The sequence below is a fragment of the Corynebacterium bovis DSM 20582 = CIP 54.80 genome (assembly GCF_030408615.1).
Classification (GTDB): Bacteria; Actinomycetota; Actinomycetes; order Mycobacteriales; family Mycobacteriaceae; genus Corynebacterium; species Corynebacterium bovis.
In genome coordinates this window covers 363,265-377,703 of the sequence record NZ_CP047187.1, presented here as the reverse complement: position 1 = coordinate 377,703, position 14,439 = coordinate 363,265, and the positions used below count along the sequence as shown (strand labels likewise).

Genomic DNA, 14,439 nt, shown 5'->3' with positions numbered 1-14,439 from the left:
GGGCATGAATGACCGGACGTGACCGGACACCGGAAAAGCCCGGCGAATCCCGTCCCCGGGCGGTCATATGCGGTCGCATCCGGTCACGTGCGGTCGGGGCGCGGCGGCGTGCGGTCGCATCAGGTCACGCGCGGTCGTGCGCGGCGGCGCGCGGTCGGGCGCCGTCACCTGTCGCGCGGGCGCGTCGCCCGGCCCGTCACCGGACACAGCGAAGGCCACCTCCCGGAGGAGGTGGCCTTCCTGCTGTTCACTGGAGCCGCCTGCGAGAATCGAACTCGCGACCTTCTCATTACGAGTGAGACGCTCTGCCGACTGAGCTAAGGCGGCGTACCGACACGCAGTCACTGCGTGCTGGACCACGGACATCTCCGCGACCACACGCGACTGCGTACGTCGGGATATCCTAGCCGACGCTCCACCGGACAACCAAAACGGCCGGTGACCAGCGGCGACCCACGACCGAACCCCTCACCCGGCCCCGGCCACCGTCGACGCTCCCGACCCCGGCGACCCCGGCGGCCCCGACCATGGGACACACCGTCGGGTGCACGGCCCGGCACCGGGCGGGGCGGCGAGTCAGACCAGGCGGCAGCACTCGCGGAGGCGGCCGGCCATCGCGTCGAGCGCGACCTCCGGCTTCACGTTGAACCCGAGCGCCTCCCGGCACGCCGCCACCGCGTCGATGCACCGCACGAGCGCCTCCGGGGAGTTGCGCCGCGCGAGCTCCCGGGACGTCGCCGCCATGTCCGGGTGCATGAGCCCACCGACGGGGACCCCGTGCCCGTCGCCGTCGTCCCCCGGGGCGGCCTCCACCGCACCGGCCGCGATGAGCATCGCGTCCCGGTACAGGCCCGCGACGTCGATGAGCGCGAGGTCGAGGGAGTCCCGCAGCAACCGGGTCCGCCGGTTCTTCTGCTCCTTCTCCAGCTCCTTCAGCTGGCCCGACGCCCCACGCTGGGCCTTCGCCGCCCCCTTGCCCTTCGACCCGACGCCGAGGGAGGACTCGAGCGCCTCCCGCTCCCGACGCTCCGTCTCCTCCACCGACGCCGCGGCCTCCTCCCCCGCCTTCGCGACGAGCGACCGGGTGAACATGAACAGCCGGGCCGGTTCGTAGACGAGCTTCGGCAGGGTCAACGCGGTCGCCCGCTTCTCCCGGGCGACGGCGTCCCGCGCGAGGTGGCGGGCCCGCCCGATGTGCCCGCCCGAGACCCCCGCGGCCCACGCCGCCTGCTCGGCGGTGAGGCCGAGGGCCGTGTCCGCGAGCAGCGCCTGCTCCACCTCCGCCGGCGAGGGCGTGGGAACGTACAGGTGCCGGCACCGGGAACGGAGGGTCACAGCGATGTCGTGCGGGTCCGTGCTCGGCGCACAGAGGACGAACACGGTCCGCGCCGGAGGTTCCTCGACGGACTTCAGCAGCGCGTTCGCCGCCCCGTCGCCGAGCCGGTCCGCGTCCTCCACGACGACGACCCGCCACCGCGCGACCGTCGGCATCTTCGCGGCCGACCGGATGACCGCGCGGACGTCGTCGACCGTGATGGTCATCCCCTCCGTCGAGACCCACTCCACGTCCGGGTGGGTGCCCGCGCGCACACTCCGGCACTGGTCGCACCGCCCGCACCCGACGACGTCCGGGTCGTCGCAGACCAGCGCGGTGGCGAAGGCCTTCGCCGCGACCGACCGCCCGGACCCGGGCGGCCCCGTCAGGAGCCAGGAGTGCGTCATCACACCGGAGCCCGCGGCGTCGGCCGTCCCGGTCCCCGCCCCCGGACCGGTCCCGTCCCCGGCCCCGGCCCCGCGCACCGCGGCGTCGGTGGCCCCGGGCCGGCCCCCCGCGGCGTCCCCGGCGGCGACCATCTCCCGCGCCGTCCGGGCCGCGGCCGCCAACGGCTCCGCGACGGCCGCGTTGACCGACCACGCACCGAAGATGTCCTGCCGCTCTGTCATGGGGACAGTCTAACCGCCGGCCCGTCACGCCCCCTCCCGTCCGCCCGCCGTCGGCAGGGCCCGGGGCACCCGCGGGGCGGGCCGTCCACAGAACCTCCGTTGTCCACAGGCACCTGCGGCGACGTGCCCGGATGACCCCGGGGAGAGTCCCCCGGGCGTCCACCCCTCCGATATGGTGTGAGCCATGAAACAGTTCGTTCGGTACCTCGCGTGGGTGTGGGGGACCTCCTGGCCCCTGTACGCGGCGACCGTGCTGTTCATCAACGTGCTGGGGTCCGTCGCCGTCGCGTCGTTCCTGCGCTTCCTCGTGCCCCTCGCCGGGGCCCGGGAGATCACCCGGCTGGACACGACGACGGCCGCGCTCTACGGGGCCTACTTCTTCATCGCCGTCGTCGCCGGGGTCACGGTGACCCTGCACTTCTTCGCCCCGGTGCTGCGGTGGCAGCGCTCCCCCGGGACGTACGACCCGAACATGGTGCGGGCGCTCGTCCTGCGCATCCCCGCCCTCCAGACGATCCTCGGCGCGGTGCTGTGGGGCGTCGGGGTGATCCTCTTCACCGCCGTCGCCGCCCACCACTCGACCCGCTGGGGGATCGCCGTCGGCGTCGCCGCGACGCTCACCGGGGCGATGGTGTGCCTCCTGACGTACCTCGTCGCCGAGCGGCTCGTCCGGCCCGTCGCCGCGAAGGCCCTGACCCGCGGGGTACCGGACCACTCGAAGATCTCACCGCTGTCCCTGCAGCTCATGGGCAGCTGGATCCTCACCTCCGCGGTGCCGGTGCTCGGGATCCTCCTGCTCGTCGCCGCGCAGGTCTCGGGGATGTTCACGACGGACGCGCGCGAGATCCTGCCCGGGGTCGTCGCGCTCAGCCTCACCGCGATCCTCACGGGGTTCTCCGGGACGCGGCTGGTGACGATGAACGTCGTCGACCCCATCCGCGAACTCCAGACGGCGATGAACCGCGTCCGCCGGGGCGGCACGGACACGACGGTGCGGATCTACGACAGCTCGGAGATCGGCGTGCTCCAGGCCGGGTTCAACGAGATGATGCGGGGGCTGCGCGACCGGGAGCAGGTGCGTGAACTCTTCGGCCGGTACGTCGGCGACGAGGTCGCCCGGCGGGCGCTCGAGGAGAAGCCGGAGCTCGGCGGCGAGAACCGGGCCGTCGCCGTGCTCTTCGTCGACGTCATCGGGTCCACCGGCTTCGCGGTCTCCCGGGAGCCGGCCCACGTCGTCCACGCGCTCAACGAGTTCTTCGACCGGGTCGTCGACGTCGTCCACCGCAACCGGGGCATGATCAACAAGTTCGAGGGCGACGCCGCGCTCGCCGTGTTCGGCGCACCGGTGCCGCTCGACGACATCGCGGGCCACGCCCTCGCCGCCGCCCGTGAACTGCACCGGGACCTCGGCGGGCTGGAGCTCGAGGCCGGCATCGGCGTCGCGGCGGGCAACGTCGTCGCCGGGCACATCGGGGCGAAGGACCGCTTCGAGTTCACCGTCATCGGCGACGCCGTCAACCAGGCCGCCCGCCTCACCGACCTCGCGAAGAAGACCCCCGGCCACGTGCTCACGAGCGCGGCGACGGTGCGCCAGGCGAACGAGGCCGAGCAGGCCCGGTGGACGATGATGAAGTCCGTGGAGCTGCGGGGCCGCCGCGAGATGACGCAGCTGGCCCGCCCCGTCCGGCCGACGCTCGCGGACCGGGGGGCCGACGCCGTCGACCCGGGGGACGCAGCGGACACCGTGGACGCCGCGGACACAGTGGACGCCGCGGACACAGTGGACACCGTGGACACAGTGGATGCGGCGCACGCCGCGGACGGGGCCGCGGGCCGGGGCCCGGCGGACACCCCCGGCGAGGGCCCGGGCGCGGACCTCAGCGCCCGCTGACCAGCGCCGCCCCTGACCCGGTCCGCCCCGGGCGGGAGCGTCACCCCCCCCCCGCTGACCCGGTCCGCCCCGGGCGGGACCCTCACCCCCCGCTGACCGTCACCCCCCGCTGACCGTCACTCCCCGCTGACCGCCCGCATGAGCGCCCAGTCCTGGATCGCCACGCCGACGGACTTGAACACGGTCAGCCCGTCGGGGATGCCGTCGACCGGCTCCTCAGCACCGTACCGGCCGCCGACGACGGGCGGCTCGCCCTCGCGGGCCTGCGCCTCGTCCTCGGCGATGAGCGCCGCACCGAGGGTCTCCAGGCCGTCGACCGTGAGCTCGCCGGCCTCGAGCGCGTCGATGATCTCGCCCGACTCGGTCGTCACGGCCTCGATGTCGTCCACGACGAGCCGGTCGACCGAGGCGACGTCGTGGCCCGACATCTCCCGCATCGACGGACGGAACGACCCGATGAGGTTGACGTGCGTGCCCGGGGCGAGGTCGTCGAGCCGGAACAGCGGCTCCTCCGCCGGGGTGACGCAGCAGACGATGTCCGCGCGCCCGACGGCCGCCCGGACGTCCTCCGCGGCCGTGATCTCGACGCCCTCGAGCGCCGGGTCGTCCGCGAGCCGCTCCACGCACCGGCGGGCGCTCTCGAGCCGCCGGCTGACGATCGTCACCGTCGTGAGGTCACGCACGGCCGCAACGGCCCGGACCTGGTCCGGGGCCTGACCGCCCGCGCCGACGACCACGAGGTGCCGCGCGCCCTCCCGGGCGAGGAGGTCGGTCGCGACGCCGCTCACCGCGCCGGTGCGCATCGTCGTCGCCGTCGCCCCGTCGACGAGGACGTGGCGGACCCGCTCCGGGTCCTCCCACAGCACCGTCCCGGCGATCGTCGGGTTCCGGTCGCTGTTGAGGCTCATCGTCTTCACGGCGAGCCCCGGGATGTCACGGTGCCGGACCGGCATGACGAGCAGGGCGCCGTCGTCGAGGGTCTCGCGCACCGGGATCTCGAACCGGCCGTGCTGGTGGTCGATGAACGCCGCGCGGGTGACGTCGACGAGCGTGCGCATCGACAACCGCCGGCGCAGCTCCTCCCCGTCGGTCCAGGTGAATTCCGGGGTGACCTCCGTGGCCCGGTCCGCCTCACTCATCTCTCGTCCGTCCTTCCGTCGTCTCTCGTGGGTGTCGTGCGCGTCGTGCTGTTCGTGCTGTTCGTGCTGTTCGTGCTGTTCGTGCGGCGTACGGGCCCGCCGGCGTGCCGGGGCCCCGGGCGCGGAGCCCGGCTACGTCGTCGTGGACCGCGTGGCCGCGGACGTCGCCTTCGCGGCGGACTTCTTCGCCGCGGACTTCGTGGCGGTCTTCTTCGCCGTGGTCTTCTTGGTGGTCTTCTTCGTCGACTTCTTCGCCGTCGACTTCTTCGCCGTGGTCTTCTTCGCGGTGGACTTCTTCGTCGCCTTCCGGGCCGACGTCGCCCTCCCGGCGCCCCGGCCGCCACCCTGCTCGGCCTCCTTCGCGCGCCGCTCGGAGAGCAGCTCGTTCGCACGCGCGTCGGTGATCGTCTCCGGGTTGTCGCCCCGGCGCAGGGAGGCGTTCGTCTGCCCGTCGGTGACGTACGGGCCGAACCGCCCGTCCTTGACCGTCATCGGCTTCCCGGAGACGTCGTTGTCCCCGAGCTGCTTCAACGGCGGCTGCGCCGCCTGCCGCCCCCGGCGCTTCGGCTCGGCGTAGATCCGCCGCGCCTCGTCGAGGGTGACGGTGAAGATGTCCTCCTCCTTCGCCAGGGAGCGGGAGTCGTTGCCCTTCTTGAGGTACGGACCGTAGCGGCCGTTCTGGGCGGTGATGACCTCCCCGTCCGACGGGTCGACGCCCACCTCCCGGGGGAGGCTCAGCAGCTTCAGCGCGTCGTCGAGACCCACCGTGCCCGTGTCCATGCTCGAGAACAGGGAGGCGGTCGCCGGCTTGAGCGTCTCGTCGACGAGCTGGCGGACACGCTTCTCCCGCTTCGCCGCCGCGGTCTTCGTGGTCCGGTTGAAGGGCTTCTTCCCCTCCTTCGCCCGCTCCGCGTCGTCGGCGTCCCACTCGGCGTCGACGGTGCGCTCCGCCTCCGCGGTCGCGCCGGCCTCCTCGTCCTCGGTGACCCGCTCGGTGACGTACGGCCCGAACCGGCCCTCCTTGACGACGATCATGCGGCCGTTCGCCGGGTTCCGGCCCAGCTCACGCCCACCCTGCGGGGTGGCGAAGAGCTTCTCCGCCGTCTCGAGGTCGAGCTCGTCCGGGGTCATCGACTCGGGCAGGTTCGCCCGCTGGACCTCCGGCTCCGTGCCCTCGGGCGCGCCCGCCGGAACCGGCTTCGTCCGTTCGAGGTACGCCCCGTACCGGCCGACGCGCACGTAGATCGGGGTCCCGTCGGCGTCGTCGAAGAGGTGCAGGGAGTTCACCCGCCGCGCGTCGATCTGCTCCAGGTTGTTCCCGACGAGAGCCTTGAGGCCACCCAGCCGGGCCACCGTCTCCGCGGTCGCGTCGGAGGCACCCGCGTCCCCGAAGTAGAAGCCCCGGAGCCAGTCCGACCGGTTCTCCCGGCCGGCGGCGATGTCGTCGAGCTCATCCTCCATCGACGACGTGAAGTCGTAGTCGACGAGCGACCCGAAGTTGTCCTCCAGGAGGCCGACGACGGCGAACGCGACCCACGACGGGACCAGCGCGTTCCCGCGCGGGAGGACGTACCCCCGGTCCTGGATCGTCTTGATGATCGACGCGTACGTCGACGGGCGGCCGATGCCGAGCTCCTCCATCTTCTTGACGAGGCTGGCCTCGGTGTAGCGGGCCGGAGGGGTCGTCGTGTGCCCGTCGGCGCTGATCTCCTCGGCGGACAGGCCGTCGCCCTCGGCGAGGACCGGCAGGTGACGCTCCGCGTTGTCCGCGACGTCCCGGCCGTCGGCCTGTCGCGTCGTCTCGACGTACGCCTTGAGGAAGCCGGGGAACGTGATCGTGCGCCCGGAGGCCGTGAAGTCGCAGGTCTCGCCGCTGCCGGCCTGGCCGGTGACGGTGACCTTGACCGACGTGCCGCGCGCGTCGGCCATCTGGGAGGCGACCGTGCGCTGCCAGATGAGCTCGTAGAGCTTGAACTCCTCGGCGTCGAGCCGGCCCGACAGCTGGCCCGGGGTGGCGAACGTCTCGCCCGCCGGGCGGATCGCCTCGTGGGCCTCCTGGGAGTTCTTCACCTTGCGGGTGTACTGGCGCGGGGCGTCCGCGACGAAACGCTCACCGTACAGTTCGGCGGCCTGCGCCCGCGCTGCGTTGATGCCGGACGTGGACAGTGTCGTGGAGTCCGTACGCATGTACGTGATGTGGCCGTTCTCGTAGAGCCGCTGCGCGATGCGCATCGTCCGCTCCGACGTGAAGTGCAGCTTCCGCCCGGCCTCCTGCTGGAGCGTGGAGGTCATGAACGGCGGGTAGGGGCGCCGGGTGTACGGCTTCTCCTCCACCGCGCTGACCCGCATCTCGCGGCCGCGCAGCCCGTCCGCGAGGGCCGTCGCGGCGGTCTTGTCGAGGACCCGCACGTCCTTCGTGCGCACCTCGCCGCGGTCCGTGAAGTCCCGGCCCTGGGCGACGCGGGTGCCGTCGATCCTCGCGAGCTTCGCGTCGACCTCCCGGGGGCCCTCGCCGGACACCCCGGCGCCGTCGAGCAGCCGGAGGTGGGCGGTGAGGTCCCAGTAGTCGGCGGCGATGAAGGCCATGCGCTCACGTTCGCGCTCGACGATCACGCGCGTCGCGACGGACTGGACACGGCCGGCCGACAGCCGGGGCATGACCTTCTTCCACAGCACCGGCGAGACCTCGTAGCCGTACAGGCGGTCGAGGACACGGCGGGTCTCCTGGGCGTCGACGAGATCGTGGTCGAGCTCGCGGGTGTTCTCCGCGGCGGCGAGGATCGCGGGCTTCGTGATCTCGTGGAAGACCATGCGGCGCACGGGGACCGTCGGCTTGAGGACCTGCAGGAGGTGCCAGGCGATGGCCTCCCCCTCACGGTCGGGGTCCGTCGCGAGGTAGAGCTCGTCGACCTGCTTGAGCTTCGCCTTGAGGTCCGCGACCTTCTTCTTCTTGTCGGGGCTCACGACGTAGAGCGGCTCGAAGTCGTCGTCGACGTTGACGCCGAGGCGCGCCCACGGTTCCTTCTTGTGCTTGGCAGGCACGTCCGCGGCCCCCCGGGGCAGGTCCCTGATGTGCCCGACCGAGGCCTCGACGATGTAGTCGGGTCCCAGGTACGGGGCGATCTTGCGGGCCTTCGTCGCGGACTCGACGATCACCAGGCGCTTCACACCGGAGCTGCCGTTGCTTGCCATGTCGGGTCTGTCACCTTTTTCTGCGTTCAACGTTCATTGTTCCCTGACCGTGCCGGCCGGGGCCGGGACGGGCCGGATCCGACGGCCCGGACGGCGCCGTCCGGTCGGCGCGCCCCTCGCCGGGACACCCTGCCGGGACACGACCGGGGAGGATGACGCTCACCCTACTCTAGGGCCGGACAACGGCAGGGCGACCGACCCGTCGGGGCCCGCCCGCGGGGGGCGGGCGCGGCCGGGGGCGTCCGGACGGGGTGGTGCGGGTATGAAAAAACCGCACCGGGAGGGGTGAACCCGTCCGCGGTGCGGTGTCCCCCGGCCCTCAGGCCGTGGGGGGAGGTCTCATCCTCAGAGAGCGGTGACGTTCTGGGCCTGCGGGCCCTTGGCGCCCTCGCCGACCTCGAACTCGACCTTCTGGTTCTCCTCGAGGGTGCGGAAGCCGCTGCCCTGGATCTCGGAGTAGTGGACGAAGACGTCGTCCGAGCCGTCATCGGGGGCGATGAATCCAAAGCCCTTCTCAGCGTTAAACCACTTGACGGTTCCCTGTGCCATGTTCTTACCTTCTCTTGCAGTTCGGTGATCGACTGCTGCACCATTCTCGCAGCGGGTCGGGCCGATGGAACGCTCTTCGGTGAAGAGTCCGCTCGCATTAAACAACTCCCGCGAGCGCTTCACTTCCACCACGGATGTGTCAGAAACACAGTCCGAGTCGAGAAAGCAAAACAGCGCGAAGAAACTGCGACCACGTCACAGTCTGTCACGTTTGGGCCGGATGCACTACCTCAGACCCGAGATTTCTTGAAAATGCCAGGTCACACCGCGTCAGGAGGGCACATGAAGGGGCACCCACCGCCGTCCGACGGCCCCGACGGGGGCGCTATGCTCGGTCCCATGCCCGGGCCCGATGACTGTCACATCCGTACTGAGCACGGCGGGTCCGGGGGCACCGCCGACGGGAGCGGCTCCGGCGGCGGGAGCGGCGCCGGGAGCGGCACCGGGGGCGCGGACACGGCCGGCGGGGGCGGCACCGGGGGCGGGGGCGCCCCGACGACGTTCGGCGGCGAGCTGCTCGCGGGGGTCACCCCGGCCCTGCCGGAGTCCACGCTCACCCACGTGCGCACCGTCCCCGCGCGGCCCGCCGCCCCCGTCGACCTCCCCGCCTGGACCACCCCCGGGCTGCGCGCCGCCCTCGACGCGCGCGGCGTCGACCGCCTGTACTCGCACCAGGCGGAGACCGCGGAGCTCGCGCGGGCCGGGCACGACGTCGTCGTCTCCACCGGCACCGCCTCCGGCAAGTCGCTCGCGTACCAGCTGCCGGTCCTCACCGCCCTCACGGAGGAGCCGACCGCGTCGGCCCTGTACATCGCCCCCACGAAGGCCCTCGCCCAGGACCAGCGGCGGTCGCTCGTGGACCTGTGCCGGGACGCCGGGCTCACCGACGTCATGGTCGCCACCTACGACGGCGACACCCCGCCCGAGGCCCGCCGCACGATCCGGGAGGAGTCCCGGCTCATCGTGACGAACCCCGACATGCTGCACGCCTCGGTCCTCGGCAACCCGGCGCGGTGGACCCGGCTGCTGCGCACGCTGCGGTACGTCGTCGTCGACGAGTGCCACGTCTACCGGGGCGTGTTCGGCGCGCACGTCTCCCTCGTCCTCCGGCGGCTGCTCCGGCTCACCGGCGCCGACCCGACGCTCATCCTCGCCAGCGCCACCACCGCCGACCCCGCCGGCCACGCCGCCCGGCTCACGGGGCGGGACGTCACCGCCGTCACGACCGACGGGTCACCGCAGGGCGAACGCACCGTCGCCCTGTGGGAACCGGGCTTCCTGCCCGACGTCGTCGGCGAGCACGGGGCCCCGGTGCGGCGCGCCGCGACGACGGAGTCCGCCGACATCATGGCCCGCCTCATCGCCCAGGGAGCCCGGACGCTGACGTTCGTCCGGTCCCGCCGGGGTGCGGAGCTCGTCGCCCTCGCCTGCGCGGAGACCCTCGGCACGCTCGGCCGGCCCGGTGACGCCCGGCGCGTCGCCGCCTACCGGGCCGGCTACACCCCGGAGGACCGGCGGGACCTCGAACGCCGCCTCGACGACGGGGACCTGCTCGGGGTCGCGACGACGAACGCCCTCGAGCTGGGCATCGACGTCGGGGGGCTCGACGCCGTCGTCTGCGCCGGCTTCCCCGGCACCGTCGCCAGTTTCCGCCAGCAGGCGGGTCGGGCCGGGCGGCGCGGCCAGGGGGCGCTGGTCGTCATGGTCGGGTCCGACGACCCGATGGACACCTACCTCGTCCACCACCCCGAGGCGCTGCTCGACCGGCCCGTCGAGGCGAGTGTCTTCGACCCGTCGAACCCGTACGTGCTGGCCGACCACGTGGTGTGCGCCGCCGCCGAACGCCCGCTGGCCGACGGCGAGATCGCCGCGTGGGGCGCGGAGGGGGTCGTCGACACCCTCATCCGGCGGGGTGTGCTGCGGCGGCGGCCGCGCGGGGTGTTCTGCGCGACGGTCGAGATCGCCGACCGGTCCCACGGGCGGGTGAACCTCCGGGGCGGGACCGGGGACGCGGTGGTGGTCGTCGACGGGACGACGGGGGCGGTGCTGGGGACGGTCGACACCGCCCGTGCCGTCGCCGACGTGCACACGGGCGCGGTGTACGTCCACCAGGGGGAGAGTTACGTCGTCGACACCCTCGACCTCGACGAGCTCATCGCCGTGACACACCCGGACCAGCCGGAGTGGTACACGACGACACAGCGGGACACGTCCGTCGCCGTGCTCCGCGCCCGGCGGACCGTGCCGTGGGGGCCCGGGGTGTGGCTGGCGGACGTGGACGTCCAGGTCACGCACCGCGTCACCGGGTACCAGCGGCGGCTGCCCGGCGGGGAGGTCCTGGAGACCGTGCCGCTGGACCTGCCGCCGACGGACCTGCGGACGCGGGCGGTGGCGTACACCGTCGAGCCGGAGGCCCTGTTCGCGGCGGGCGTGGAGGAGCCGCTGTGGCCGGGGGCGCTCCACGCCGCCGAGCACGCGGCCATCGGGCTGTTGCCGCTGCTCGCGACGTGCGACCGGTGGGACATCGGCGGGTTGTCCACCGTCCTGCACCCGGACACCGGGCTGCCGACGGTCTTCGTCTACGACGGCTACGCCGGCGGGGCCGGGTTCGCCGAGTGCGGGTTCCGGCGGTTCGGCGAGTGGATGCGGGCGACGGCCGACGCCGTGGAGGCGTGCCCGTGCGAGTCCGGGTGCCCCTCGTGCATCCAGTCCCCGAAGTGCGGCAACGGCAACGACCCGCTGTTCAAGGCCGGGGCCGTGGCCGTGCTGCGGACGCTCGCGGCGCAGGACGGGGGTCGCGGGTGAGCGCGGGGCGTTCCGTACCGGTGGGGAACCGCATGACGTGACACTCGGCGGTGAGTGGCGGTCGACGGGGGGCGGCGGGGGCGAGAGTCGGCGGGGCCGTGACACTCCCTGCGGTCGCCGCGGGCGGCGGGTCAGCGGGCCAGACGCATCCGCAGGAGGTGGAGGCCGAGGGCCACGACGACAGGCACTGCCGCGAGGTACGCCAGGTTCGTCCCGGACACCCCGGCCGCCACCACCGCCGCCCCGAGCGCGGACCCGATCGCGGACCCGAGGTAGTTCGCCGACGCATTCGCCGCGACCGCCGTGGCGCCGTCGTGCGGGTTGGCCGTGAGGAGCGTGTCCTGCTGGGGTGCGAGGGACGCCCACCCCGCGGCACCCCAGACGAACAGCGCCACGCCCAGCACCCAGACGGCGGGGCCCGTGCCCACGACAAGCAGGGAGACCGTCAGGAGCACGAGAATCACCGCGGTGATGCGCAACGAGTTCCCCACGCGGTCGATCAGTCGCCCGATGAGGAGCACGCCGACGGCGCCGCCGAGCCCCCAGATCCAGATCCCCAGCGTGGAACTGTCACGGAGCCCCGTGTCACCGAGCACCGACGTGATGTAGGTGTAGAGACCGAGGGACGCGATGCCGGTGAGCAGCGTGACCGAGACCGTGGTGAGGTTCGGGAGGGTCCCCACCGAGCGCAGGCGGTCGCCGAGCGAGGGGGCCTCGACGCCCGGGAGGTCCCTGCTGTTCGAGAAGAAGACGCCGGCCAGGGCGACGACCCCCACGACGGTGACGAGGAGGATGCCGATCCTCCACGACGTGGCCTTCGTCAGGATGAGGCCGAGCGGCACGCCGAAGACCGTTCCCATCGCCAGGCCCGCGAGAACGAGGCCGAGGGCCCGGCCCCGGTTCTTCTCCGGGACCGACGCCGCCGCGACCGCGGACGACAGGGGGGAGTACACGCCGGCGGCACCTCCCGCGACGATGCGGGCGATGATGAACACCGCCAGACTCGACGTGAACGCCGTGGCGAGATTCCCCAGGGTGAACACCGCAAGCGCAATGGACAGGCTCCTCCCGGGGTTCCGGCCGGCCGCGCCGGCGAGGACGGGGCCGGTGACCGCGTAGGCGCCGGTGAACGCGGTGACGCCCAGCCCGACCATCCCCTCACTCGCGGAGAGGTCCGGTGCCATCAGCGGAAGCAGCCCGGCGATGATGTAGGCGTCGAGCCCTAACGCGACGCTCCCGATGATGAACGGCCAGAGTCGAAAAATCATTCCTCGTCCTTCGCTGGTGACGGTGACCCGTCGGGCATTCCCGGAATGTGTGCCGGTCCGTGTCGGTCCGTGCAGGTCCGACGCGCCGCTCCGATGGACCGCCGCCGTACCAATATCAGGCTTAAGAGTCTAACACCGGAACCTCCGCCACCGGGGCGGCGGGACCACAGGTCACGGCGCCGGACCACCGGCCACCGCGTCGGACTCCCCGACCATCCCCGCATCGTCCCCGACCACCGCATCCGGCTCTCCGGCCACCGCCGCGTCGTCCCCGACCACCGCCTCAGACTCCCCGACCTCCCCGGCGACGGCCTCCGCGGTCCGGTCACCGGCCCTGACCCGCACCCGGACCCCGGTGCCGGCGTACGCGTACCCGCCACCGTCGACAGTCCCGCACTCGACGACCGCCGCCCCGTCAGCCCCGGCGACGACCCGCGCGACCCCGCACGGGTCCGCCCCGGTGCCGTCGGCGAGCACCGTCGCCGCGCTCACCGCCGCAAGGTCCGCGGCGGCCTGCGCCGTCACCCCGTCCCGGACCGGGCGCACGACCACGAGCGCGACCGCGGTCAGGGCGACCAGGCCGAGCATGACCATCGCCCCGTACACCGTCGCCGTCCCGTCGTCGCCCGCCCCGGGCCGGCCCCGCCGGGTCCCGGCGGCACGCCCGGTCACGGTCCCTGCCCGTCCCCGTCACCGGGTTCGACGACGACCGCCGCCTCCCCGGTGACCGACCACAGCGCGACCCGGCGCTGGACCGTGACGCGGAGCACCTGCAGGCCTCCCGTCCCGGACCCGCCGCCGGGGCCACCGGTCGCGCCCTCCCCGGGGACGCCGGCCACCCCGGCTGGTTCCGTCGTGACGGTGACGGTCGCCCCGGGGCTGCGCTGGCCGGCGATCGCGGTGGCGGCCCGTTCCGCCCCACCGGGGTCCCCGGCGAGGGCCGCGGCCCGGGCGGCGTCACGGGCGGTCCCCGCCGCGCCGATCCAGGCCACGCCCGTGACGATCCCGGCGATGAGCAACGCGGCGACACCCGTCACCGCCGAGAGGACCAGCGCCGCCTCGACCGTGACGTAGCCGGCGTCACTTCGGCCTCGTGTCCAGCGCATTCTGGATGATCTCCGTCAGCGCCGTCTCCACGGCGTCCGAGGTCACGACCGTGTACAGCAGCGTCCCCAGGGCCGCCGCCGCGACCATGCCGAGGGCGTACTCGATGGTCGACATCCCCCCGTCGTCGCGGGCCACGGTCGTCACCGCGCGGCGCAGGCGCCCCACCGGGGTCGCTGCGCTGTCGGGAGCGTCGGGGTCGGTGGGACGCTCCTCCCCGCCCGGGGCGTCGTCGTGTGCCCCGGCCTCGGGCCGGTCGGCGTCGGTCTCGACTGCGGTCACGGCCGTGGTCTCCGCCCCGGTCTCCGCCGGGGTGTCCGGCGCGGTGGTCCCGTCGTGTGTCCCCGCCCGCTCGGGGTGGGGGGTTCCCGGTGTCCGGGTCGTCATCGTCGTCGTCATGGTTGACGCACCTTCCTTCTGTCGGTCCTTCTGTCGGTGGCTGGCCGGTACCCGCCGTCGCGTGTCACCGCCTGTCGGCGTCCGGCCTGTCGGTCGTCTGTGTCTGTCCTCGTCCCGTCGGTCTTGTGTCCTGTCCCCCTTCCTGTTC

General features: G+C 73.3%; 10 protein-coding genes and 1 tRNA gene. 2 read left to right on the top strand and 9 right to left on the bottom strand.

Annotation, left to right across the window (positions count from 1 at the left end):
- Nucleotides 1–251: 251 nt before the first annotated feature.
- Nucleotides 252–327 (bottom strand) — tRNA-Thr (locus tag CBOVI_RS01335).
- Nucleotides 328–576: 249 nt separating this feature from the next.
- Entirely contained in the window at nt 577–1,944 is a 1,368-nt protein-coding gene (locus tag CBOVI_RS01330) for a DNA polymerase III subunit delta' (RefSeq protein WP_125187326.1), read from the bottom strand.
- 184 nt (nt 1,945–2,128) lie between these two features.
- Here CBOVI_RS01330 and CBOVI_RS01325 point away from each other — a divergent pair, with 184 nt between their 5' ends.
- Complete coding sequence (locus CBOVI_RS01325) at nt 2,129–3,835, top strand: adenylate/guanylate cyclase domain-containing protein (RefSeq protein ID WP_125186194.1); 1,707 nt, start codon at nt 2,129–2,131, stop codon at nt 3,833–3,835.
- 116 nt (nt 3,836–3,951) lie between these two features.
- Here the strand turns inward: CBOVI_RS01325 and CBOVI_RS01320 are convergent, their stop codons facing one another.
- From CBOVI_RS01320 to cspE, 3 genes are all read right to left on the bottom strand, one after another.
- Nucleotides 3,952–4,974 carry an ornithine cyclodeaminase family protein gene (locus tag CBOVI_RS01320; protein ID WP_010266774.1) on the bottom strand — a complete coding sequence of 341 codons (1,023 nt, stop codon included), beginning with the start codon at nt 4,972–4,974 and terminating at the stop codon, nt 3,952–3,954.
- Nucleotides 4,975–5,106: 132 nt separating this feature from the next.
- The gene (gene topA, locus CBOVI_RS01315) at nt 5,107–8,166 is read right to left on the bottom strand and encodes a type I DNA topoisomerase (protein WP_010266778.1); all 3,060 of its coding nucleotides are present in this window, start codon (nt 8,164–8,166) and stop codon (nt 5,107–5,109) included.
- 345 nt (nt 8,167–8,511) lie between these two features.
- Entirely contained in the window at nt 8,512–8,715 is a 204-nt protein-coding gene (cspE, locus tag CBOVI_RS01310; protein ID WP_010266781.1) for a transcription antiterminator/RNA stability regulator CspE, read from the bottom strand.
- Nucleotides 8,716–9,054: 339 nt separating this feature from the next.
- Here cspE and CBOVI_RS01305 point away from each other — a divergent pair, with 339 nt between their 5' ends.
- Complete coding sequence (locus tag CBOVI_RS01305) at nt 9,055–11,520, top strand: DEAD/DEAH box helicase (protein ID WP_125186193.1); 2,466 nt, start codon at nt 9,055–9,057, stop codon at nt 11,518–11,520.
- 131 nt (nt 11,521–11,651) lie between these two features.
- On the opposite strand, the gene CBOVI_RS01300 is transcribed toward CBOVI_RS01305, so the two are convergent.
- The 4 genes from CBOVI_RS01300 to CBOVI_RS01285 all read right to left on the bottom strand — a co-directional run bounded on the left by CBOVI_RS01300 (nt 11,652) and on the right by CBOVI_RS01285 (nt 14,291).
- The gene (locus CBOVI_RS01300; RefSeq protein WP_010264656.1) at nt 11,652–12,788 is read right to left on the bottom strand and encodes an MFS transporter; all 1,137 of its coding nucleotides are present in this window, start codon (nt 12,786–12,788) and stop codon (nt 11,652–11,654) included.
- A gap of 171 nt (nt 12,789–12,959) precedes the next feature.
- Nucleotides 12,960–13,460 (bottom strand): Rv3654c family TadE-like protein, encoded by a 501-nt coding sequence (locus tag CBOVI_RS01295; protein ID WP_125186192.1) that lies wholly within the window; start codon nt 13,458–13,460, stop codon nt 12,960–12,962.
- A complete protein-coding gene (locus CBOVI_RS01290; protein WP_125186191.1) occupies nt 13,457–13,894 on the bottom strand; it encodes a hypothetical protein in 438 nt (145 codons plus the stop codon). The genes CBOVI_RS01295 and CBOVI_RS01290 overlap by 4 nt, the downstream gene beginning before the upstream one ends.
- Nucleotides 13,869–14,291, bottom strand: a complete 423-nt coding sequence (locus CBOVI_RS01285) for a DUF4244 domain-containing protein (protein ID WP_010272882.1) — start codon at nt 14,289–14,291, stop codon at nt 13,869–13,871. The genes CBOVI_RS01290 and CBOVI_RS01285 overlap by 26 nt, the downstream gene beginning before the upstream one ends.
- Nucleotides 14,292–14,439 lie beyond the last annotated feature (148 nt).

Coding starts and splice junctions, on each gene's coding strand:
- CBOVI_RS01330 (WP_125187326.1), bottom strand. CDS start 1,944: ATGACAGAGCGGCAGGACATCTTCGGTGCGTGGTCGGTCAACGCGGCC.
- CBOVI_RS01325 (WP_125186194.1), top strand. CDS start 2,129: ATGAAACAGTTCGTTCGGTACCTCGCGTGGGTGTGGGGGACCTCCTGG.
- CBOVI_RS01320 (WP_010266774.1), bottom strand. CDS start 4,974: ATGAGTGAGGCGGACCGGGCCACGGAGGTCACCCCGGAATTCACCTGG.
- topA (WP_010266778.1), bottom strand. CDS start 8,166: ATGGCAAGCAACGGCAGCTCCGGTGTGAAGCGCCTGGTGATCGTCGAG.
- cspE (WP_010266781.1), bottom strand. CDS start 8,715: ATGGCACAGGGAACCGTCAAGTGGTTTAACGCTGAGAAGGGCTTTGGA.
- CBOVI_RS01305 (WP_125186193.1), top strand. CDS start 9,055: ATGCCCGGGCCCGATGACTGTCACATCCGTACTGAGCACGGCGGGTCC.
- CBOVI_RS01300 (WP_010264656.1), bottom strand. CDS start 12,788: ATGATTTTTCGACTCTGGCCGTTCATCATCGGGAGCGTCGCGTTAGGG.
- CBOVI_RS01290 (WP_125186191.1), bottom strand. CDS start 13,894: ATGCGCTGGACACGAGGCCGAAGTGACGCCGGCTACGTCACGGTCGAG.
- CBOVI_RS01285 (WP_010272882.1), bottom strand. CDS start 14,291: ATGACGACGACGATGACGACCCGGACACCGGGAACCCCCCACCCCGAG.